The organism is Undibacterium sp. Ren11W, from assembly GCF_049340485.1.
In the GTDB taxonomy this organism is placed as follows: domain Bacteria; phylum Pseudomonadota; class Gammaproteobacteria; order Burkholderiales; family Burkholderiaceae_D; genus Undibacterium.
The window spans coordinates 134,175-155,978 of the sequence record NZ_JBMPPB010000011.1 but is presented as its reverse complement, the minus strand read 5'-3'; the positions used below and the strand labels follow the sequence as shown (position 1 = coordinate 155,978).

Genomic DNA, 21,804 nt, shown 5'->3' with positions numbered 1-21,804 from the left:
CATGCAGCGCAATAGACGGCGCATACGCTGGCTTACGGCTACTTGTTAAATTGCTAGCATACGACCCGCGCATCGCTTACAATTCCCAGTCAAAGCGTCAAGAAGTCGCTACAGTTTAAGTATGGCGATTCGCCGTAAACCGCTCGCTTTGTTTCACTCGCAGATTTTTTTTTGCGGTGCGGCCGATAGGCGCTATTCATCAGGGCTATTAGAAAGCTAGGTTGATGTGACTGAAATTGAGAGCATTCAGGTTGCCCAGGTGTTTAATCACTACCCTCAGCCTATGCGTAAAAAAATGATGTTCTTGCGTCAGTTGGTACTCGATACTGCATCCGAATGTAAGGAAGCGGATACGCTGGAAGAAACTTTAAAATGGGGCGAGCCAAGTTATCTGATCAAGAATGGCAGCACCATCAGAATCGATTGGAAAAATTCTGCACCAGAGCAATACGCCCTGTATTTTCACTGCCAAACAAAATTAGTTGATACGTTTAAAGAGCTGTACGGCGATACGCTTAAATTCGAAGGTAATCGAGCCATCGTGTTCTATAAAAACGATGAAATCCCCGTGGATGTAGTGAAGCATTGCATCTTATTGTCCCTCACTTATCACGATAGAAAACATCTTCCTATGTTGGGTGTGTAAAGGCCGCAGCCAGCACCCCGCAATATGCTTGCGGTGATTCAGGCCCTAGGCAAAGAGTACGGCTTATCAGTGTAAGTATTTCTGAGCGAATATTTCTGGTTTGATAATTTCATTAGTATAATCAAGGAAAAAATAGCCTGTGCTTTTCAGGTTTTTTTACTGGTATAAAAGATGCGCTGAAACTCTTCAAGCCCAGCCTGTTGGCGGGTTCTGAGAGTTTTTTCTTAAAGTATTATGTGCCGTCCGATTCGCCCGTCGCGGTGACGGAGATAACTAGTTACGCTGACATCTATATGTATCAAGAACCGGAATATGCAGAACAACACACACCTGCAGAGCGCATCAGGATCGTAATTATTGGCGTAGTTACTGGTGCGTTAGTTTTTTTCATCGGAAAATCTTGGCTTTTCCCTTGGTTTAGAGAGTTCGCAAGCAACGCACCGTGCCGTAACATTTTCGGCATTGAAGGTGTTAAGGCTCTTTGGTATGGCTTATTTGTAGGCATGCCAGTGGCTGTCACAATTCTGATTACCTCTATATTTGGCTGGCGTGGCTATAAAATTATCCGCGACGGACAATTTCCACTCGCCAAAGAGAAAGTTTATCGGCCAACTAAAGTCCGCAGGGGGGCGAAAGCCAAATTAATTGGCTACATACATCTATTGGCGTTTCTGCCCTCACTTCTATTGGCCATCTGGGGTAGTTATCAAGCAAAAGAAATGCTCAGAACAATACACATTAGCACTACTACGTGTACGGCTAGCACGGAAGTTGAGAGCGGCGTTGCGCACGCGACGTTCCTGTTCGCTACCAGCACCACACCTAGAGTGTTTGCGTTTTTCAATCCTAAAACCATAAAAAAAGTTTGAAATGAAGATAATATTAATTCTAGCTGCCTGTTTATTTAGCCTTCTGACTTTGTCAGCTCACGCAGAAGTTGGACAAACAAACGTCATTGATGCGATCGCGACAAAACCTGACCAGCAAGAGGCATTACTACTTCTTCATCAATCAAGGCCGTGGAATGAAGAATCAATTGAACTACTCAATAAAAAAATCGCCTTCTATGCGCTTGCAATTAGTTCTGAAAGTTTGGTAAAGCAAAAACCAGAATTACAAGGAAAAAAGATGAAAATCATAGTCATATATACAAAGGCACCACCGTCAATTGTTGAAGATCGATTGAATGAATTGAAAAGCATTTTTTATAAAGAGCATGTCGTTTTTGTTTGGGGCGAGCAAAAAGACCTTGCTACTCTTACGACAAAACCCTAGCTGAACAATCGGCTCGGACGCTTCGTGCCCGTCATTTCAACGTTGGCAATATCCCGCACTCACATCGAAAGCTAGCAATGAACTCTGAAATTGTCGCTGAAGTAGCTCGCGCTACCCTTGATGGACGTATCCCCTTTCCAGAAGTCGTTAGACGTTTAGTTGAAACTGGTGTGGAGTACTACCACGTCGACTATGTGGCGCTGCAAAAAACTTATTACAGTGCCTCTGGTGAAATAATTAAAACATCGATTAATTATGAAAACCTACCTTCTATTGCCGCCGATTTAGATGTTGACGCGCTTCGAGCAATTATTCTCGATAGTCAACAAAATGCTCAGCATTATAGAGACTTCACAATACGTGCTATGCGTGCTGGAGTTCAGGCTTACATTGCATTTTTGCGTGGCAAACGGGTAACTTACTGGGGCCGCGGCGGTGATCAGCATATTGAGTGGTTTCCTGGGGCAGGGCCCACCAATACCTAATCTTACGCGCAGAGATTGCGCAAATACGCGCAGCCTCTACGCTCAACAGAGTGCATCAAAAGCGAGTACAAGATGAAAGCTATCGGTCGATACTTGTTAATCCCTGGTTTGTTGGTCGCATGCGGGGGCGTGGCCTGGTTCCTGGCAGCGCTGCTTGCGGTGAGCCACAAGATCGCCTTACTGCTAACAATAATTCTTGCGTATTTTTTAGTGTCCGCATGTCTAGGCGTATTTCGTTATCGCTTGAGAAAGCGGGTAGAAAAAATGACTGCGGCAGAAAGAGCAGCTCTCGCTGAGTTCTCTCCTGAAATTGCTTACTCCGTACCTGCTCCTGGCTCGGCGTCACCGCGGGTGACTACTTTGGTTGGCGTAATCGCGGTTAACGGGCCCGTTGTCCCCCTCATGATTGGGCCATTGGCATTGCTTCAGTATGTCTTTAAGGTGCATGATCCGCTCGCCTCAGCATCTAGCCTTGCATTGGGCTTTTTATTGGCGTGGACCTGGTGGTCAGTGGGGGTTACGGTTTGGCGCTGGTGGGCCGCCACGCACAGAGGCATGCCAGTTGGCGAGGTGCAATGGCGGGGCGAACAGGCAAGCTTGCTGTGGCCGAAAAATCATTTCTTCGAGAAGACAGAACTTGGAAAATTCCTGTCGCGTCGGCATGCACCTTAGCCATACCGACAAAACTAACAGCCGCAGGCGGATAATACCTGCGACTATAGATGCATATCACCGATACGAGGAGGCAGCATGTCACAAGTCAAACTCAACTCTAATTTTATCGTTCTCGACGCACTACAGACGGCCACGCCCGTCCCGCTGACACCGGATATTTATCAAGAACTAGATACCCGCTTCGGTAATTTCAGCGGCTGTTTTTTGGTCGCCGAATATGCGTTTTCCGCAGATTGGCCAAGCTGGGAAATGCATCCGCACGGCGACGAAACCCTGTATCTGATTGCCGGTGCAGCTAGCTTGCATCTGTATGCCGATGGCCTAGAGCGGCAGATAGAATTCGATACGCCAGGCAGCTTTGTGATCATCCCGAAAGGTAGTTGGCACACGGCCAAGGTCAAGGCCAGCTGTACTATGCTCTTCATTACGCCGGGCGAAGGCACGGTGAATGGCCCAGATCCGCGTAGCCGGAATGCTTGAATACCTTAGGATATTTCGTATCAGACCGTTCTAGATTGTTACGCTAAGGCCATCGTCTTCCTTATCCTATGCTTTGCTTCATTTTCTCGATTTCATCCTGCATCCAGGCGAAAAATTGCTGATTTTTTTCTAACCGCGTATCGCTCACGATTAGTTGATAGCCGTAATCGTGCGCTAAATTGAATTTGGCTACGCGAAGTAAATTTCCTTGCGCTAAGTCGTGAGATGCGATGCTAAAGGGCGCGAGTGCCACGCCTTGCGCGGCCAGCGCTGCTTGCACCAGGGTTCCCGCGTGACTAAAATTTTGTGCGAAGTGCAGCGGGTGTTTTATTTTGGCGCTTTTAAACAGCCGATTCCAGGCACTTTGATCACCTTCATACAGCAGTGGGTAACGCGCAATCTGCGCCAAAGTTTCTAAAGTCGATTTGCCGCGAGTAAGCAGCTTGGGGCTATACACCGCCACCAAATGCTCGCGATACAAATAAGTTTCACCTGCCTGATAGGCGCTGTAGCGAATGGCAATGTCGCAATCGCTTTCCAGCGCATCCGAAGACGATAAATGGCAATCTAATTTTGGGTGGGCGAGCGTGAAATTGCCCAGCCTTGGCGCCAGCCATTTCATGGCAAAAGAGTGGGTGCTGGTAATGCGCAATACGTGCTCAGCATCTTTGCTTTGCAAGGCCGCTATTTTGGCGCTCAATTGTTCTAATTGCGTTTGCAATAGCCCGGCTAATTCGCGCCCCTTAGTACTAATTTTGATACCGCGTGCGTGCCGCTCTAATAGCTCGAATCCCAGCTTATGTTCCAGCGTTTTCATTTGCAAACTGACTGCTGCCGGGGTTTTATGGAGTTCTAAAGCCGCCAGTTTAATGCTGCCTAATCTGGCAACGGTGGCGAACTCTAATAAGCCCGAGACTCTGTGTAAATTTTTATGCATAGCTTTCTGTAAAACAGTTGAAGGTGTGCGTTTCAAGATGTTGATATGCCGTGTCACTCAGGGATGGCCGCAATAAGAAGTTTGCCATCATCGCTGCCCTTGTTAAATGAGATAAATAGTAACTGTTCTGGTCGCTAGGAAAACTCCCTCTCCCGCAAGCAGGAGAAGGACTTATATAGCGCACTGAATAATTACGATAAATAAGAAAAATATTAAAGCAGTAGACTAAGTTTTTCTTACTCATCCATCAAAAATAACTAGTTTGTCGCGCTCAGTTTATCTCGTTAAAATTTCCTTGTCATACAATTTTTTGGATAAAGTGAGCATCATGCATAGAAAAATATTAGTCATCGGTGGCACGCGTTTTTTTGGGAAAATACTGGTGCAAGAGCTATTGCAGCGCGGCCATCATGTCACACTGGCGACTAGAGGCAATACCGTAATGCCAGTCGATTTGAATGAGCGCTTAGCGCATATTCAGGTCGATCGCGGCGATGCGGCAGCCATGCATGCGGCGTTTTCTGACAGCGCGGGTTTTGATATTGTCTACGATCAAGTCTGCTACCACCCGCTCGATGCGCAGATCGCCTGTCAGGTTTTTCTGGGCAAAGTCGGTCGCTACATCATGACCTCGACCATAGAAGTGTATGCAGATCAGTATCCGCAAGGCACCGCGTCGGCGCAGGAAGACCTGATAGATTTGCAAGACGAGCACATATCCTTAGCGTTTCCGTGGCGCGATGCCGCGTTTGCCGAGGCCAACTATGGATATGGCAAACATCAGGCAGAAGCTTATTTCACGCAAAACGCGGCCTTTCCTTTTGTCAGTGTGCGCTGTGCGCATGTGTATGCCGCGATGGACGAATTTACCGGACGCTTTGCGCACTACGCCGCGCTGGTGCAACAGCAAGCGCCATTTGCTTACTCTGCCGGCATGGGTAAAACCTCGTTTATTTCTGCCCCTGATTTGGCCGCGTATTTACTCTGGATAGGTGAGCAAAATTTTGTAGGTCCGATCAATGCGGCAGGGCGTGGCTGCTTTAGCGCTTTAGATTTATACGAGATAGCCAGTGGGCAAACTGTCCCGCCAGCACATCTGCTACAAGCGCAGTTAGACGCGCATGCGCCGAGTAATTTAAGCCCCTTCGATTATCCCCACGACTATGTGGTATCGACTCAGCGAGCGACTAATTTAGGCTATGTTTTTGCAGATAATCAGGCGCAATTAACGCGCATGTTTGGTGTGCTATGACAGACGCGTATCGTTGGCTAGGATTCTTTTGGGCAGCCAGTCTGGTCATTGTGGTGCCGGGCCCCGCCACGCTATTGGTGCTCAGCCAGCCCAGCCGTGCACTGGCCTTGCGCGCACTGAGCGGCATCGTCTTTGGTGACCTGATCTTGATTTGCATGGCTTACTTGGGTGTCGCCACGGCCTTGCATGTTTACCCGCAATTGCATCTCGCTTTACGCGTGTTTGGCGGCGCTTACTTACTCTATCTGGCATGGCAGTATTGGCACGCTCCGGCATTTAAACCCCACGTAGAGGGTCCGGCTGAGCGGCGTCAGACAGGTGTTGTGCAAGGTATATTTCTGACCTTAAGCAATCCCAAACCTATCTTGTTTTTCGCCGGATTCTTTCCCTTGTTTTTACCGATCAATTACGCTGGCAGAGATTTTTTTTCTTTGGGATTGGGTTTTGAGCTGATCAACTTACTTTATTTTTCAGGCATCATCGTATTAGCATCGCGCTTGCGTCAGCATCAAGGATGGCAGATCTTGTTACCGAAAATCGCGGCGCTTGCGATGTTGCTTTGTGTAGGTATTTTGTGGGCTTCTTTTTGCATTAGCTAAACAAGCATCGCTAACTATTTTGATACCTGGCTGGCACTAGCTTCTGGCGGTAGCGCCTTCGGCTTGATGATTAAATCTAAAAGCCGCAATCGCAGAACCTCATCGCTAAAAGAGTAAAGGAACTGTACAGTGTCATGCTCTCATGTTTACGGGCACCTCAATAGGATGAATACTCACCTAAACGAGGAAAATAGAGATGAACGGAAATAGAACCTTTAAATTTATATAGGGCATGAAAGAATACAAAGAATTTCCCCCTGTGCTGTATCTCTTCTTATTGCCGTTGGCGTTTGGCGGGATATGGCTAGGCTCGCAATTTGTGATCCTGGGTTTGATTTATTGGTTAAATGTGCGACCATTCATTAGGCGAACCGCCATCGTCTTTGCTGTCTGGTTTATCTGCATGGATCTCCCGCTGTATTTTGAATGGGGTATGGCGGCACCTATCGTGATCATGTTTCAGCTGCTACTCATCTTTGTCCTGGTAATAGTGGTGTTGATGTTGAAGTTGAAGTTAAAGTAGATGCGTCCACATAATTCAATCTTGAACACCGACGCGTAATCGCGCCGCGCACATTTTTTATGAAAACAAATAATTCGTTGCAGCAGTTGATGAAATCACCGACGTGGGCGTGGCGTGTGGTGCAGTGTCTGTTCTCGCTCAGCGCCCTTCTTATTGGCGCATCTCTTGTCCCTGGATGGCGATGCGGACTTGTTCGCCTCTTTGTCGGCGTGTTTGGGTTTGCCTGGGTAATTTTTGGTGTTTTTTCCTTTTTGTTTTCTTGGCCATTTCCTCGTCGTTACGGCTCAGGCTTTTATTCGCCGACATCCTATCGCCACATTTGGTGGATATTTTGTTTTTTGATGGTGGCAGTCGGGGGTGTTTGCGTTCTGGTCGCGACGGGCTTTATTGTGACAAAGGTGAGGGGCTGTGCATAATATTTGGCTTGTGCACATACAGGCCCCCTAGTCGAATCCAGGCTTAACGCTAAATTTATCGAGCTGCGATTTTGGTAGCTCAAGCCAGGCCGGACTATCAAGCAGCAATCGCAGAACCTCATCGCCAAGCGAACAAACCCAAACAAAAAGCCGCCCCTGCCATCACGCATATTCCATGCGCCTTGCAGGGCAGAGTGCTTGAAGAAGCGCATGGAATATGCGCGCTGGCCTTGCCGCTTGTGAGATTTTTTACCGCGTAATTGCGCTAGCCCACTACGCCTTGCGCGCTTGACCGATACAATTGGAACTGATATTCTAATTGGATGGTAAGACTAGCAAAATTCAACGAAGATCACTTTATCGACGCCGCTATCGAGATCGCCGCGCATTGCGGCGTCGCGGCTGTTTCTATCGCGGCGATTGCGAATAAAACCGGGGCCCCGGTAGGCTCGGTTTATCACCGCTTCGAGTCACGCGATACGATACTGGCCCGGGCCTGGCTTAAAGTCAAACACGATTTCCGCCTCAGCGTCGCCAGCCAATGGGCGCTCGGCGATAGCTGGCAATCGGTGGCCAGCTTCCTGCTTTGGTGCCGCAGCAATCCTGTGTACGCACAGTTTCTTGTGCAATGTGAACACAACACAGTCTTCAATGAAAGCCTGTCGCCCGAGCTACATGCCCAGCTAGAAGCCGAGCAAAGTGCGCTCGACGCCTGCTTTGGGTTGGCCCTGCAAAGCGCCAGACAGCAGCTGCGCGACGACGACATAGAGACACTCATGCGCTTCGTATTAATCGACGCACCGAGCGCCATCGTCAAGCCCTACCTGATCCAACACCGTCCTATTCCCACCAGCATTGATGCCATGCTGCGCGCTTCCCATGATGCGCTGTGCGTATGGGCAAGGCCAGCACCAGCACTAACACCAGCCCTCACTACCTGATACCTGACACCATGCGCTACTCTACCCAAACCGAACACGGCAAGCCTATCCGCCTGCATGATGCAGACGATTTTATCGCCATGCGTATCGCCGGCAAGATCGCCGCCGAAACCCTGGACTTCATCACTCCTTACGTTAAAGCCGGCGTTTCAACGGCCGAGCTAGACCGGCTGTGCGAAGAATTTATGCGTGCCGCCGGCAGCATTCCCGCCACCATTGATTACCACGGCTACCGGCATGCCAGCTGTATTTCGGTCAACCATGTGGTCACGCACGGTATCCCCTCGGCCAGCAAAATCTTAAAAACCGGCGACATCCTCAATATTGATGTCACGCCGAAGATCAACGGCTGGCATGGCGATACCAGCCGTACCTACAAGGTCGGCGCGGTGTCTATCCTGGCCAATCGGCTGGTGGACACCACCTATGCAGCGATGATGGCAGGCATTAAGGAAGTGCGCCCCGGCGCAACTCTGGGTGATGTCGGTGCAGCGATAGAAGCGGTGGCCAGGGCTGAAAGGTTTTCTTCGGTGCGCGATTTTTGCGGTCACGGCGTTGGGCAAGTTTTTCACGACACGCCGCTGGTACTGCACTACGGCAAACGCGGCACCGGCACCGTACTCGAGCCAGGCATGTTCTTCACCATCGAACCTATGCTCAACGCCGGTAGCTTTGAAGTCAAAGTGCTGGGCGACGGCTGGACCACCGTCACCAAAGATCACTCGCTGTCAGCTCAGTTTGAACATACTCTGGCCGTCACCGAAACCGGCTTTGAAATCTTTACCTTATCGGCTTTGGGCGAATAAGACGGCCTGCGTAGGCCTGATTACACAAGGTAATTGGGCGCATGCTTAGCGATCGAATAAGGCCGCGAGCCGCATTAAGTACGTCAATAGCCGCAGGCGTATTGCGCCGTATGGACTATTTTCGACCCCGCCATCACGCATAGTCCATGCGCCTTTCAGACCAGCATGCTTGAAGAAGCGCATGGAATATGCGCGCTGGCAAGACTGGTTTTTTTGTTTGCTGCGGCTTGGTCTTGTTTGTATTTTGGTGGTTGCTGTGCGATTGCCGGCCGGTGGTAGACCGGCGGCTACTCCCTTTTCTTGCTTCGCCAAGAAACGGAAGCAAAAGAAGGCGACGCAAAGTCGCTGCCCTGCGGGTGCCCAATTGTGCGGGGCAGAAAATGGGAAATGAAGCAAACTCGCTGCGCTCAGACAGCTTCATTTCTCATCCATTTTCTGCCCCGCACAATTGGCAGCGCCACATGCGGAAAACCAAATCAAAAACCAAATCAAAAACCAAATCAAAAACCAAATCAAAAACAACACCGGTTTGCCGTAACTCGAAGTGCCTGAGTATTGCGTGTACAGAGTAGTTACCGGGCTACTTCAGGTCGGCAATCGGACAATAACGACAGAAGTACACGTAAGACTAAGTAACAGCAAACCAAAAAACACGACCCCGCCAGCGCGCATATCCCATGCGCCGTGCAGGCCAGCATGCTTAAAGAAGCGCATGGAATATGCGCGCTGGCCTTGCCTGTTGTGGGATTTCTGACGACGTAATATGCCAATGGCGATGAGCGATCCTAAGTAGCGCGACTCATCAGCCTAAGGCTAAAATAAAATTCAAATTTGCCAAGTTTATTGGTAAAATGCAATTTAATCTCTGCGCCTATTTCGTCGATTTTTTGTCCTTGATGTTTGCGAGCTAGACGCGATAAGAGCTAGTTTGCAGCTCCTCAGAGAAAAACAATTTTTGACTAGCTTTATAGTTATCGGTTAATTTTTCCAAATGAAAATTAGAACAAGTTAGTCCCCACATGATTACACCTGAGCGAATCGAAATCGCCTTCAACCATGTCGAGTGGCTGCGCGCCGCACTTCACAACAAAGAGATCTCTGCCGCACCGAAGATTCGTGCTGCAGTTGCCTGCTTGGGGATCGCACAGGAGCACCATCATTCCATCGTCTTGTTAATCGACCACAAGCTGAACGCATCCGCCTACGCGCTTCTTCGCGTCTCGTTGGAGAGCTATGTCAGAGGAATGTGGCTAGCGCTATGTGCCAGTGATGAGCAGGTAGCAAAGTTCTGGGCCGGAGACAATCCTCCAGGAATCGATGTCCTGCTTGAGAAGCTTGAGGGTACACCCAGCTTCTCAGAAGGAGTTCTTTCACAAATCAAGCGCGAACACTGGGGCGCCCTCTGCAGCTTTACCCATACAGGAGGGCTGCAAGTTCAGCGATGGAATACTGAAACTTCTATCGAGCCCTCATACGAACCGAAAGAAGTTGCGCAAGTTCTGTTCTTTGCCGAGCTTATAGGCTCGCTTGCAGTTATTGGAGTCACGCAGGTTGCACACGATGACGAGCTGGCGCAACTTGTGCTCGTTCAGATTAAGGCTCTGCCAAGTGTCGTCTAACCCTTCCATTAAGCGGACAGTCAAAGGGCTTTGCCCTTCGCCCTTCGCTTATTTCAACGTTAGGTGCCGGTGAAAAAGTCGATTATCTGCGTCGCAATCGCTCTTTGCACTATCGGCATAGGCTATTTCATTTTTGGAGCCGTGACTGATGCGTTCGCATCGTCGAAGTCCGAAAAGATATGTAGTGCCGTACATGTTGGAATGGCGAGACAACAACTTGAACAATTGGTCATCGAGAGTGGCGGCTGGTATCGTGCTTCTATTGAAGACCGGGTTAGAGTGGGCGTAAGTGGGTTGAACTTAATTTGCCGATGCGGTGTGGAAATAAAAGATGGAGTAGTCAGCAGTGTTTCTAAGTCTTTGTGTATCTACTGATGGAGCATCTAACGGGGCCGTCGAATGGACCCACAACGGCTCCATAGTTGTCGCCATTCTTCAATGCTGAGCGCGCCGTTGCGGTCCACCCACTTTCGACGTTAAATTTCAAATGAAGCGTATCGACGAAACACCATCAACAATTGAACGAATGTTTGGAGCCATAGTGGCTTCTGTATTCGCTGGGATTACTGCTATGGCAGCTCCTTGGATATTAGCGTGGAAATTTCCGATTAAATTTCTCCTATTTTTCCCGCTTACCGGTGTGCTTGTGATGCCCATGTTTTATGCATGGATACTTTTAGTCGCTATATACGCTTTTACCGCGGGGTTTCGGTATGGTTTTTTTGGAGTCCTAGATATTTTCAACTTAATTTGGAGAACTGGTGAAACGAATGACCGTGTTTTACGTGATGCGGCTGAAAAATATCGTGCTCTCATACCGATCACAATTTTTGTCTCATATCTATTAATTCTGCACGTTTTATGATGGCATTTAACTCAACATCGGACGTGGACGCTTCGACCCCGTCACCTCAACCTTAAACGCAAGGAATCTCCATGAACCAGCAGCTACAAAATTTGCTTACTGAACTTGAAGCATTTGGAGGCGCGAATGATGCCTCAACTTCAGATCGTTCACAGCGTATGCTCAACATCACGCACGACACAGGCTTGTTTTTGTCCTTTCTGGTTCGTACTTCGCTAGCCAAGCGGGTGCTGGAAATCGGTACCTCGAATGGTTACTCGACCCTTTGGCTGGCGCAAGCCGCCAAATCTGTCGGTGGGAAGGTGACCACCGTCGAGCTCTCCGATACGAAAGTTGAATTGGCCAGGACGACATTCGGACGCTCCGAGCTCGCCGATGTTATCGACCTATTTCATGGAGAGGCGGGGCAATTCCTTGCTAGCTCCGACTCAGAGAGTTTCGATTTCATTTTCCTTGATTCCGAGCGCTCCGAATACCTCGCATGGTGGCCAGAAATTAAAAGAGTATTGCGGCGCGGCGGTAGCCTGGTTGTCGACAATGCGACTTCCCATGCACAAGAGCTTGCCGAATTCATCGCCCTGGTATCGTCCCTGCCAGACTACGTGTCGGTGGTAGTCCCGATAGGCAATGGTGAATTTATTGCCACCCACAGCAGCGACTAAACTCTCGCGCAATTCGGCCGCCGCCTGCATAGACTGTGGCTCTTTTTAATTTTTCGCGGCTTGGTTCATCGTCCCGGTGCAGGCGCGCCCAGTTAGCTACTTTCGTGAAAGCGCTTCCTATTTTGCAACATGTCCTCTTTATCTGCAGCATGAACCGTTGGCGTAGTCCAACCGCTGAGCAAGTGTTCTCAGAACATCCGGGTGTTGAGTGCCGGTCGGCCGGATTAAATCGAGGGGCAGAAAATCCGCTCACGCCCGAACTCGTTGAGTGGGCTGATTTGATCTTTGTGATGGAACGCGATCACAAGACCAAGCTGTCCAAGGAATTCCAGCCCTACCTGCGGGATAAGCGCCTGCTGTGCCTGAATATCCCCGACAACTACCGATTTATGGAGCCAACGCTGGTGAAATTGCTGCATGCTAAAGTCACGGGCTTCCTTCCCCACGTGTAAGCAGCAGTCTCAAGCCTTGCTTGAACGCTTGCCGGTCAGCCTCGCTCTGCAGCTCAGCGGCAACTTGGCGCGCCGCACTCCTATGGATCTCGGTCGCTTATTTGGATCAAGTATCTAAAACCGACCCCGCCATCACGCATATTCCATGCGGCCTACAGGCCAACATGCTTGAAGAAGCGCATGGAATATGCGCGCTAGCCTTGCCTGTTGCGGGAATTTTTTCGGCGCAATACGTGGGCGGCAATGGGTGATCTTAAGTAGTGCGGCTCATAGGCTTAAGGCTGAAAATTAAATTCAAATTTGCCAAGTTTATTGGTAAAATGCAATTTAATCTCTGCGCCTCTTTCGTCGATTTTTTGTCTCTGGTGTTTGCTAGCTAGACGCGATAAGAGCGAGTCTGCATAAGGCTTTCCAGAGAAAAACAACTTTTGACTAGCGTTATAGTTATCGGCTAATTTTTCAAAATGAAAATTAAAACACGTTAAAAATCGCGTCACGGAGAATAAATTGAATAAAGAATTGGCTCGTATTATTGGAGTGACAGCGTTTCGAAGTTCTGCCGACATGGGACACTTGGTAACTCTACTTAAAGAGCATTGTTCTGAAGAAGAACGAAAATTATATGGGATAGCTATTGCGACTGCAATTGCAACAATTCAAATCGAAGTTTTAAGCAAAATATTTGCAGAGTTCCCCGAGCTACAGACTGATTTTGATAGGCAAATAAAGGAATATGGACGGCCTTTCTAATGATATTTAGTGCGTTCAATATATCCAATTTTTTAACATGATACTTAACTCGGAAACTGCGCATATTGGCGTGTTGACGTTCAGTATATTTTCAATCTTTTGCTCTTTGGTTTGCGTCTGGTGTGCGCAGTTCCGGGTAGCTCGGCGTTAAATCACCTATGCCACACTCTCCATGGATGTCCGTCGCCTACGCGGAAGTAGGCGTTAGCGCTTACCCGCCAGGGCAGAGCAATCCGCGCGTTACCGAGTACCACGCCCACACGAATATCCGAGGCTACGATGACAAGGCTTCGTGGTGCTCTTCGTTTGTCAATTGGTCGCTCGCACAGGTGGGCATCGCTGGCACCCAGTCCGCTCTGGCCAGATCATGGTTGGACTGGGGCGAGGTCTTGAGCGAGCCGATACCGGGGTGCATCGTGATTCTATCGCGCGATGACCCGGCTGGCTGGAAGGGCCACGTCGGCTTTTTTCTACGTTTAGAGCAAGAGCAGATACATTTGTTGGGCGGTAATCAGCTGGAGCAAGTGCGCGAGCATTTCTATCCAACAGCGTCGGTGTTGGGCTATCGCTGGCCGGTACCGATTGCGCTTTAAACGTTAAACCCAATCGTTTGCTTGCAGTGCTGTGTGGAATTCCATTTGCCGACCCTGCCAGCGCGCATATTCCATGCGCCTCTCCAGCCTGCTTGCCCGCAAACCCGCATGGGATATGCGCGCTGGGGCATGCCTTGCTTCAATTGTGTATAGCGCTGGGTTGGGCCTTGTTGTAATGGCAGAATTCCTCTAATTTATTTTGCAATTAAAGCATCTATTTGTCAGGTTTCAGGATTAGACTGAGGTCTTGCTAGCGGGGATAACAAGACGCCCGGGCACAAAAAAAAACCTAGACCGAGACATGTATGGAAACTACACAAATGCACCCAGCGGCTACCGCCGCTCCTACCGTTACCGCCGCGCCTGTTGCCCCTGTTACGCTACGCAGCTATGAGGATTTACCCGGGCCGCGGGCGGTTCCGCTGTTTGGAAATGCCTTGCAAATTGATATGCCGCAGGCGCATCTGCAGTTTGAGCAATGGTGTCGCGAATATGGCGCGCTGTTTAAGGTCAGGATGGGCAGCCGTAAGTTGCTGGTGGTGGGCGACCATGAACTGATTGCGAAAATTTTGCGGGATAGACCTGAGGGTTTTGGGCGCAGTGATCGCCTGCAAGAGATGTGGCATGAGATGGGCTTGCCGGGCGGGGTGTTTAGTACCAATGGCGAGATCTGGAAGCGGCAGCGTCGCATGGTTTTGTCTAGCTTCGATCCGGCCCACGTTAAAAATTATTTCCCGGTTTTGCAGAGCGTGGCGCAGCGCTTGTGCGGGCGCTGGCAAAAAGCGGCTGCGGGCGGGCAGGCGATCGATCTGCAAGCCGATCTGATGCGCTATACGGTCGATACCATCGCCGGCTTAGCTTTTGGGGCCGAGGTGAATACGCTGGAGTCGGATCAGGATGTGATACAGCAGCATTTGGATAAAATTTTCCCGGCTTTGTTCAGTCGCATTTTTGCGGTGGTCCCGGTGTGGCGCATACGGCGTTCTGCCAGCGATAAGCAGTTAGAGAAAAGTGTGCATGAGGTGATGCAGGCGGTCGATGGCTTTGTGGCGCAGGCCAGGGTGCGCATGCAGGCAGATGCTGGCTTGCATCAGCATCCGACTAATTTATTAGAGGCGATGATCGCCGCCGCTGATCAGCCCGATAGCGGGATCGACGACAGCCAGGTGGCCGGCAATGTCTTGACTATGTTACTGGCCGGTGAAGACACGACCGCTAACACCCTAGCGTGGATGATCCATCTGCTGTGGCTGAACCCGGCGACGCTGGCGCTGGCGACGGCAGAAGTGCGGCGCGTCTGCGCTGGCAGCAGCATGCCTACGCTAGAGCAATTGAGCCAGCTCGATTACGTAGAAGCCTGCGCGCATGAAACCATGCGCTTAAAACCGGTGGCACCGCAAATTCCGCAGCAGGCACATAAAGATACGGTGGTCGGCGATGTGATGGTGCCAGCTGGCACCATCGTGATTTGCCTGATGCGCACCGATTCTGTGAGCGACGCGCATATCGCGCAGGCCGATCGCTTTGCACCGGAGCGCTGGCTGGGACAGGGCGAGCTGGCGCATAGCTCCAGCTCGGCGAAACGCATCGCGATGCCGTTCGGGGCGGGTCCGCGTATTTGTCCGGGACGTTATCTGGCTTTGCTGGAGATGAAGATGGCGATGGCCACATTGCTGCTCAATTTTGAGATACAAAACGTCAGCACGCCGGACGGTCAACCGGCCCGAGAGTTACTGAAATTTACCATGACGCCGGTGGGCTTGAAGATGCAGCTGGCAGCGCGCCAGCTTTGAGGAAAACCTGAGGATTGCTGCCGACTAAATTTCTGCCGGCAGCGCAGTGGATTAGCGGCTGCGCAATCTGGCAGCTGCGTCTCTGAGCATTTTTTCGGTGGTGGCCCAATCGACGCAGGCATCGGTCACCGAGCAACCGTAAGTAAGCTGGCTCAAATCAGTTGGGATTTTTTGATTACCAGCGACGATATTCGACTCTATCATCAGACCGACCAGCGAGCTGTTGCCGTTGACGACCTGGTTGATGACGTCGGCCATCACCAGCGGTTGTAATTCTGGTTTTTTATAGCTATTGGCGTGCGAACAATCGACCACGATATTCGGGCGCAGCTTGGCTTTTTGCATGGCTTGTTCGGCCATCGCTACTGACACCGTATCGTAGTTAGGGCGGCCATCGCCGCCGCGCAACACCACGTGACCATATTGATTACCGCGGGTGCGTACGATAGCCACGCGACCCTGGTCGTTTAAGCCCAAAAACGAATGCGGATGCGAGGCCGATAAAATGGCGTTAATCGCAATGCTGATGTCGCCGTCGGTACCGTTTTTAAAACCTACCGGTGTCGATAATCCGGACGACATTTCTCTGTGGGTTTGCGATTCTGTGGTGCGCGCGCCGATCGCGGTCCAGGCAATTAAATCGCCCAGATATTGCGGCGAGATCGGGTCTAGCGCCTCGGTGCCAGTGGGCAGGCCGAGTTCGCAGACGTCGAGTAAAAATTGTCGCGCCAGCTCCATACCCTGATCGACGCGGAAAGAATCATCCATATAAGGATCGTTGATATAGCCTTTCCAGCCGGTGGTGGTGCGCGGTTTTTCAAAATACACACGCATCACCAGCAGCATAGTGTCTTTGACTTCTTCTTGCAGAGCCAGCAGGCGGCGCGCGTAATCTAAACCAGCGACCGGGTCATGGATGGAGCAAGGGCCAACTACCACGAACAGGCGCTTATCAGTGCCATCGAGGATATTGCGCAAGGCTTCGCGGCCCTCGTTGACGACGCTGGCGGCACGTTCAGACAGCGGCAGGCGTGCATGCAGATCGACCGGGGTCGGCATGGCATCGAAGGAACTAACATTAATATTTTCTAGATCGGGACTGTTCATGGCGGGCAGCTAGCAGAGAAGGAGGAGGGCGGATAATTTTAGCCACATTATGCTAGCTTTTTGTTTGCTTGTACAATTGCCCTCTTGTAATTAAAAGACTCTGCCGTCGCAGTTGGCTGATCCAGTTGCATCAGCAAATGTTTTTTGAGATGGCTGGGCGTCTGCCGCTGTGGGTTTCAGGTTTAGTCAAAAAATGAACTAATAAGGAGATTGCCGCTCTATTTGTAGTCCTAGTGCAGTCCAAGGTGCAAGTGGACGAGTAATTGTGTGTACTTTGCCAATAAAAAAATAGACCTGCCGAATACGCAATAGCGCTGCGCCTTTCCGAGGGCGATGCTGGCAAAGCCGCATGGGGCTTGCGTGTTGGGGCAGGTGTTATAAAAACACTAGTTCGACTAATGCAATCAATGTGTCAATAAAAATTCAGGAGACAGAGTGATGAGATTGAAAAAAACTGCCAGTATTGCCCTTTTATTTGCCAGCCTGGGCTTGCTCCAGGCATCCGCCCCGGCCTTTGCCGCTAGTGCTGCAGCCAGCAGCAAAGTGAGCAAGGTCGAGACCCAACTCAAGGCGCTGAACGCCTTGCTCAAAGAGCAGTGGGAATACAACCTACGCAAGAATCCTGAGTTCGCCTCGATGATAGGCGACCAGCGTTACAACGATAAGCTCAGCGATTTTTCGCAAGCGGCGATCGATGAAGAGACCCGCGCCGAAGCGGTCTTCTTAAAACGCTTCATGGCGATAGACAGCACAGGTTTTAGTACTCAGGATCAACTGAATAAAGACTTGATGGTGCGCCAGCTCGCCATCGGTGTAGAAGGCATCAAATTTAAAGAATGGCAGATGCCAGTGTTGCAAAATTCTGGACTCCATCTGGAAGCGCCAGAAATGGTGGCGCGCCTGTCATTTACTAGCGTCAAAGACTATCAAGACTATCTGGCCAGGCTAAAAGCCTTGCCGCTGGCCTTTGAGCAGATCACCGTGCAGATGCAAAATGGCGTAAAAAGTAAGTTGATGCCGCCGCAATTTTTGCTCACAAAAATTGCCCGCCAATGTGAAGATATCGCCGCCATTAATCTGGACGACTCGCCGTTTACGCAGCCTCTGAAAAAATTCCCCGCCAGTTTTTCTGAGGCGGACAAGCAAAACCTGAGCGCAGCGATTCGCGCCGCCGTGGTCACGCAGGTGGTGCCTAGTTATCAGAAATTTGCCGGGTTTGTGGCGACCGAATACGCCCCGCACGGGCGTCAGGATGTTGGTATCTGGTCCTTGCCGGAAGGCGCAGAACGCTATAAATTTCGCGTCAAAACCTCGACCACGACCGATATGGATCCTGAGCAGATTCATCAATTAGGCTTGCGCGAAGTGGCGCGGATCGAAGCTCTGATGTTGGGCACAGCGCAAAAACTCGGTTTTGCCGATCTCAAGAGTTTTAACGCCAGCGTGTTGAAGAACCCGGATCTGCATCCGAAATCACGCCAGGAAATTCTCGACCTGTACACCAAGTACACAGAGCAGATGGAAGCCAAATTGCCGCAATTGTTTGGTCGCTTGCCGAAGGCAAAAATGACCGTGATGGCAGTGCCTGAATTTAGCGAAAAAGAAGCGGCCGGTGCCTCTTACAATAACGGCACCCCGGACGGATCGCGGCCTGGTCACGTGATGGTCAACACCAGTGATTTTACCGAACGCCTGACCTTGCCGATAGAAAGCACGGCCTTGCATGAAGGCTTGCCGGGTCACCATATGCAAATTTCCATTGCGCAAGAGTTGCAGGGCTTGCCAGAGTTTCGCAAGCAAGGTAACTACAACGCCTATGCCGAAGGCTGGGCGCTGTACTCAGAGCGTCTCGGTGAAGAGCTGGGGTTTTATCAGGAGCCGTATAGCTATTACGGCCATCTGCAAGACGAGATGCTGCGCGCCATACGTTTAGTGGTCGATACCGGTCTGCATTACAAAAAGTGGAACCGTCAGCAAGTCGTGGATTTTTTCCATGATCATTCTGGCATAGAAGAAGTCGATGTACAAAGCGAGACCGATCGCTACATCGTTTGGCCAGGGCAGGCACTCGGTTATAAAATCGGACAGCTGAAGATCGTTGCGCTGCGTGAGTATGCGACCCAAAAGCTGGGCAAGAAGTTTGATCTGCGCGCTTTCCACGATGAAGTTTTAGGTGCGGGTGCGCTGCCTCTGGATGTCTTGGAGCAGCGTATTCATGCCTGGGTAAAAGCCCAAATATGATCTAAAGCCTAGCCGCTTGTTGTTTATTTGAAAAAGGCCATGCGTAAGCGTGGCCTTTTTTATGCAGGGTCGTAAAATTTTTTAATCAGCCCCCACAAATTTGTGGCAAATGAGCTGGTGAGGCGAGTAGAATCGATTAGATCAACTCTTCTCGGAGGCAATATGAGTGCATTTTCTATGCCGGTTTATATGGTCGACTTTACTCCCAAGACGATCGCAGCAGTGCTGTCACCGGCCGCGATTGACGGATCAGAAGTAGAAGTAGATGTGTATGCGCGTACTGACGTGAGTCAGAAATTAATCGCCAAGGGACAGAGACTTAAGGATGCCGATGATAATTTCCGTATTATCGTCAGCGGTGATGGTGTCAATAATCAGCATGACTGGAACTTCACGATCTTGCGCGATTCGGCTGACCGCAGTCGCAAAAAACGCTAATTCCGCTAATTCGGTCTATTCCGCGCCAGCTGCGGTTTAGCCTTTCCACTTCCTTTGCAGGCCAGTATCGGTATGGATCCAGCCGCCTTTGGCGCTAGGTCGATAGTAAAAACCGACGCCGCCTTGTCTGAAGCTCTGGATTAATTCTCCCAAAACTTCTTCGTGTAAATGCGCGATGCGGATATCCGCCGCGCGCCCTTCCAGATGCAGGGATTTACGCGCCGCCGGTATCCCTTCTTCGATCAGGCGCTGATTCGATTCTGGCGTGCGATAGCCGGACAAAATTTCTAAGGGTTTGGTCATGCCTAAGCGGGCGATGAAGGCCTGGGTCGCCCATAAGGTTTCGAGTAATTTAGGGTCGATGGCGGCGGCTTTTTTTCCATTCACGTCGCGCAATAAATGACAGACTTGCTGATAGGCCGAATCGAGCATTTCTCCATCCTTCCAGTACAAGAGTTGCACCCGTTCGCCGCTGGCCGGGCGTACCAGATCGAGAGTGCGCGGTTTCAGCCAAAAATCCAGATCAAGCGCCTGCGAATCAAATAAATCGGGCGGCGGTGTCAGTGGCTTGTGTTTGGTGGCCGTGTTCTCGCTGCTGTCAGGCTCTTGTGCCAGCGCTGTCCGCACTCCCATGAAAAGACCAGCTGCGCTCAGTATCAGGGATTTTTTTAGGACGCTACGACGTGATGACATGATGTGAACCTTGCATGGTTAGCGCTTTCGCAAAAATAGCTCTAGCCTCCTGGTATCCGCCCAATCGTACAATGAGTACTCAAGTAAGTCTGCGGCACTAGGTCTGGCGGAAACAATTTTGCGGAAGTTCTATGGTGGTGCATAATTAATGCCAAATTTTACACAAAATTGCGCTGCTTTGCAGAGCAGCGCCGTTTCTTAAGAGCGCTTCAATACTTTTTCTACCGGGCTAAAACGCAGACGGAAAGCATCCGGCATGGCCGAGCCTAGCAAGGGACGTAGATACATGCGAAAGGCGTCAGTCACATCGGTGCCATTGGCGCTGATAAATTCGTCTTCCATGGTGCGGGTTTTGCCGGCCACTGCTTCTAAAGGCAGTAAATCATAATCGACCGAGTAAAAGCCGGTACGCCGTATCGCCACCGAACCATCGCACTTACCCCACATGGCAAATTGCACCGCTTTTTCGCCGACTTCGCGCGCCTCACGCTGATCGACGTCCGAGACACAACCGATGAAGGAGCGCTGTAAGTAGCCAAAGGTGTCGCCGCGCACACGTTTGATGCCTAGCTTGGCTTTGATTTCTTCGCAGAGTAAATCGGCCAGCGCACCGGTGCCTGAGAGTTGCACATTGCCATGCGCATCGCGCTCCAGATCTTTGGCCAATAAGCTCAGGATAGGCGTGCCGCTGGCATCGTGTATGCCTTCCGATACGGCAATCACGCAGCGACCATAGCGCGCATAGGTGGCTTGTACATCAGTGAGAAATTTCTCTATCGAAAAATCGCGTTCCGGCAAGTAGATTAAATGCGGGCCGTCTTCCGGGAATTTTTTACCCAGGGCCGAGGCCGCCGTCAAAAATCCGGCATGCCGCCCCATGACGACACCCACGTAGACGCCGGGCAAGGCGGCGTTATCCAGATTGGCACCGGCAAACGCCTGTGCCACAAAACGTGCAGCAGACGGGAAACCGGGGGTATGGTCGTTGCCCACCAGATCGTTATCAATAGTCTTGGGGATGTGGATGCAGCGTAGCGGATAGCCGGCTTTTTGCGCCTCCAGACTGACGATGCGTACGGTGTCGGAAGAGTCGTTGCCGCCTATGTAAAAAAAGTGTTCTATCTCATGCGCGCGCAAGACTTTAAAAATTTCTTGGCAATATTTTTCATCTGGTTTGTCGCGAGTAGAACCGAGCGCGGACGAGGGCGTATTCGCGACTAGTTCCAGATTGTGGCTGGTCTCTTGGGTCAGATCGACGAAGTCTTCTTCGATGATGCCGCGCACTCCATGACGGGCACCGTAGATCCGTTCTACCTGCCGAAAACGGCGCGCCTCCAGCACTACTCCGGCCAGCGTCTGGTTTATCACCGCAGTGGGGCCGCCGCCTTGCGCTACCAAGATTTTTCCAGATGCCATGCTGATCTCCTGAGGTTAGATTGTAGGGTGATGTTATGTCTCTTGCCACGCATGTTGCCATCATGGTGCCACTTGATACGCTGGCGGGCAAGCGCTTTCGCGCTGGCTAGGTGAGCCTTCTGTTATGGTCGATTTTTGTA

25 protein-coding genes are annotated in these 21,804 nt (G+C 50.7%); 21 read left to right on the top strand and 4 right to left on the bottom strand.

Annotated features, from left to right (window positions below):
- Window positions 1–226: 226 nt before the first annotated feature.
- The 6 genes from ACO0K8_RS20365 to ACO0K8_RS20340 all read left to right on the top strand — a co-directional run bounded on the left by ACO0K8_RS20365 (window position 227) and on the right by ACO0K8_RS20340 (window position 3,561).
- Window positions 227–646, top strand: coding sequence for a DUF1801 domain-containing protein (locus tag ACO0K8_RS20365; RefSeq protein ID WP_422948485.1), 420 nt, complete (start codon window positions 227–229; stop codon window positions 644–646).
- Between the two features lie 293 nt (window positions 647–939).
- Window positions 940–1,515, top strand: a complete 576-nt coding sequence (locus tag ACO0K8_RS20360; RefSeq protein WP_422948484.1) for a hypothetical protein — start codon at window positions 940–942, stop codon at window positions 1,513–1,515.
- A 1-nt stretch (window position 1,516) separates the two neighbouring features.
- Window positions 1,517–1,921, top strand: coding sequence for a DUF6572 domain-containing protein (locus ACO0K8_RS20355; RefSeq protein WP_422948483.1), 405 nt, complete (start codon window positions 1,517–1,519; stop codon window positions 1,919–1,921).
- A gap of 77 nt (window positions 1,922–1,998) precedes the next feature.
- Window positions 1,999–2,406: a DUF1398 family protein gene (locus ACO0K8_RS20350; RefSeq protein WP_422948482.1), complete on the top strand. Its 408-nt coding sequence runs from the start codon at window positions 1,999–2,001 to the stop codon at window positions 2,404–2,406.
- A gap of 72 nt (window positions 2,407–2,478) precedes the next feature.
- Window positions 2,479–3,078, top strand: a complete 600-nt coding sequence (locus ACO0K8_RS20345) for a hypothetical protein (RefSeq protein WP_422948481.1) — start codon at window positions 2,479–2,481, stop codon at window positions 3,076–3,078.
- A gap of 78 nt (window positions 3,079–3,156) precedes the next feature.
- Window positions 3,157–3,561, top strand: a complete 405-nt coding sequence (locus tag ACO0K8_RS20340; RefSeq protein ID WP_422948480.1) for a cupin domain-containing protein — start codon at window positions 3,157–3,159, stop codon at window positions 3,559–3,561.
- Between the two features lie 61 nt (window positions 3,562–3,622).
- On the opposite strand, the gene ACO0K8_RS20335 is transcribed toward ACO0K8_RS20340, so the two are convergent.
- The gene (locus ACO0K8_RS20335) at window positions 3,623–4,498 is read right to left on the bottom strand and encodes a LysR substrate-binding domain-containing protein (RefSeq protein WP_422948479.1); all 876 of its coding nucleotides are present in this window, start codon (window positions 4,496–4,498) and stop codon (window positions 3,623–3,625) included.
- Window positions 4,499–4,826: 328 nt separating this feature from the next.
- Here ACO0K8_RS20335 and ACO0K8_RS20330 point away from each other — a divergent pair, with 328 nt between their 5' ends.
- The 13 genes from ACO0K8_RS20330 (at window position 4,827) to ACO0K8_RS20270 (ending at window position 15,769) form a co-directional block, all read left to right on the top strand.
- Window positions 4,827–5,750 (top strand): NAD-dependent epimerase/dehydratase family protein, encoded by a 924-nt coding sequence (locus ACO0K8_RS20330; protein WP_422948478.1) that lies wholly within the window; start codon window positions 4,827–4,829, stop codon window positions 5,748–5,750.
- Entirely contained in the window at window positions 5,747–6,349 is a 603-nt protein-coding gene (locus ACO0K8_RS20325) for a LysE family translocator (protein WP_422948477.1), read from the top strand. Before ACO0K8_RS20330 ends, ACO0K8_RS20325 begins: the two co-directional genes overlap by 4 nt.
- A gap of 232 nt (window positions 6,350–6,581) precedes the next feature.
- Complete coding sequence (locus ACO0K8_RS20320) at window positions 6,582–6,872, top strand: hypothetical protein (protein WP_422948476.1); 291 nt, start codon at window positions 6,582–6,584, stop codon at window positions 6,870–6,872.
- 59 nt (window positions 6,873–6,931) lie between these two features.
- Entirely contained in the window at window positions 6,932–7,288 is a 357-nt protein-coding gene (locus tag ACO0K8_RS20315) for a hypothetical protein (protein WP_422948475.1), read from the top strand.
- 323 nt (window positions 7,289–7,611) lie between these two features.
- Window positions 7,612–8,229, top strand: coding sequence for a TetR family transcriptional regulator (locus ACO0K8_RS20310; protein WP_422948474.1), 618 nt, complete (start codon window positions 7,612–7,614; stop codon window positions 8,227–8,229).
- An 11-nt stretch (window positions 8,230–8,240) separates the two neighbouring features.
- Window positions 8,241–9,035 carry a type I methionyl aminopeptidase gene (gene map, locus ACO0K8_RS20305; RefSeq protein WP_422948473.1) on the top strand — a complete coding sequence of 265 codons (795 nt, stop codon included), beginning with the start codon at window positions 8,241–8,243 and terminating at the stop codon, window positions 9,033–9,035.
- 1,019 nt (window positions 9,036–10,054) lie between these two features.
- Window positions 10,055–10,654: a DUF6988 family protein gene (locus ACO0K8_RS20300; RefSeq protein WP_422948472.1), complete on the top strand. Its 600-nt coding sequence runs from the start codon at window positions 10,055–10,057 to the stop codon at window positions 10,652–10,654.
- Window positions 10,655–11,141: 487 nt separating this feature from the next.
- On the top strand, window positions 11,142–11,519 hold the full coding sequence (locus tag ACO0K8_RS20295) for a hypothetical protein (RefSeq protein WP_422948471.1): 378 nt from the start codon (window positions 11,142–11,144) through the stop codon (window positions 11,517–11,519).
- A gap of 71 nt (window positions 11,520–11,590) precedes the next feature.
- Window positions 11,591–12,181 carry an O-methyltransferase gene (locus tag ACO0K8_RS20290; protein ID WP_422948470.1) on the top strand — a complete coding sequence of 197 codons (591 nt, stop codon included), beginning with the start codon at window positions 11,591–11,593 and terminating at the stop codon, window positions 12,179–12,181.
- A gap of 149 nt (window positions 12,182–12,330) precedes the next feature.
- Window positions 12,331–12,633, top strand: a complete 303-nt coding sequence (locus ACO0K8_RS20285) for a low molecular weight protein tyrosine phosphatase family protein (protein ID WP_422948469.1) — start codon at window positions 12,331–12,333, stop codon at window positions 12,631–12,633.
- A gap of 507 nt (window positions 12,634–13,140) precedes the next feature.
- Window positions 13,141–13,383 (top strand): hypothetical protein, encoded by a 243-nt coding sequence (locus tag ACO0K8_RS20280; RefSeq protein WP_422948468.1) that lies wholly within the window; start codon window positions 13,141–13,143, stop codon window positions 13,381–13,383.
- Between the two features lie 176 nt (window positions 13,384–13,559).
- On the top strand, window positions 13,560–13,976 hold the full coding sequence (locus ACO0K8_RS20275; RefSeq protein ID WP_422948512.1) for a TIGR02594 family protein: 417 nt from the start codon (window positions 13,560–13,562) through the stop codon (window positions 13,974–13,976).
- 305 nt (window positions 13,977–14,281) lie between these two features.
- Window positions 14,282–15,769, top strand: coding sequence for a cytochrome P450 (locus ACO0K8_RS20270; protein WP_422948467.1), 1,488 nt, complete (start codon window positions 14,282–14,284; stop codon window positions 15,767–15,769).
- Window positions 15,770–15,820: 51 nt separating this feature from the next.
- On the opposite strand, the gene ACO0K8_RS20265 is transcribed toward ACO0K8_RS20270, so the two are convergent.
- On the bottom strand, window positions 15,821–16,876 hold the full coding sequence (locus ACO0K8_RS20265) for a 3-deoxy-7-phosphoheptulonate synthase (RefSeq protein ID WP_422948466.1): 1,056 nt from the start codon (window positions 16,874–16,876) through the stop codon (window positions 15,821–15,823).
- A gap of 438 nt (window positions 16,877–17,314) precedes the next feature.
- Here ACO0K8_RS20265 and ACO0K8_RS20260 point away from each other — a divergent pair, with 438 nt between their 5' ends.
- Both ACO0K8_RS20260 and ACO0K8_RS20255 read left to right on the top strand, forming a co-directional pair.
- Window positions 17,315–19,117 (top strand): DUF885 domain-containing protein, encoded by a 1,803-nt coding sequence (locus ACO0K8_RS20260; protein ID WP_422948465.1) that lies wholly within the window; start codon window positions 17,315–17,317, stop codon window positions 19,115–19,117.
- Window positions 19,118–19,279: 162 nt separating this feature from the next.
- Window positions 19,280–19,555 carry a hypothetical protein gene (locus tag ACO0K8_RS20255; protein WP_422948464.1) on the top strand — a complete coding sequence of 92 codons (276 nt, stop codon included), beginning with the start codon at window positions 19,280–19,282 and terminating at the stop codon, window positions 19,553–19,555.
- A 36-nt stretch (window positions 19,556–19,591) separates the two neighbouring features.
- Here the strand turns inward: ACO0K8_RS20255 and ACO0K8_RS20250 are convergent, their stop codons facing one another.
- Both ACO0K8_RS20250 and ACO0K8_RS20245 read right to left on the bottom strand, forming a co-directional pair.
- Window positions 19,592–20,248 carry a YcbK family protein gene (locus ACO0K8_RS20250; RefSeq protein ID WP_422948463.1) on the bottom strand — a complete coding sequence of 219 codons (657 nt, stop codon included), beginning with the start codon at window positions 20,246–20,248 and terminating at the stop codon, window positions 19,592–19,594.
- 198 nt (window positions 20,249–20,446) lie between these two features.
- Complete coding sequence (locus ACO0K8_RS20245; RefSeq protein ID WP_422948462.1) at window positions 20,447–21,664, bottom strand: 6-phosphofructokinase; 1,218 nt, start codon at window positions 21,662–21,664, stop codon at window positions 20,447–20,449.
- Window positions 21,665–21,804: the final 140 nt, after the last annotated feature.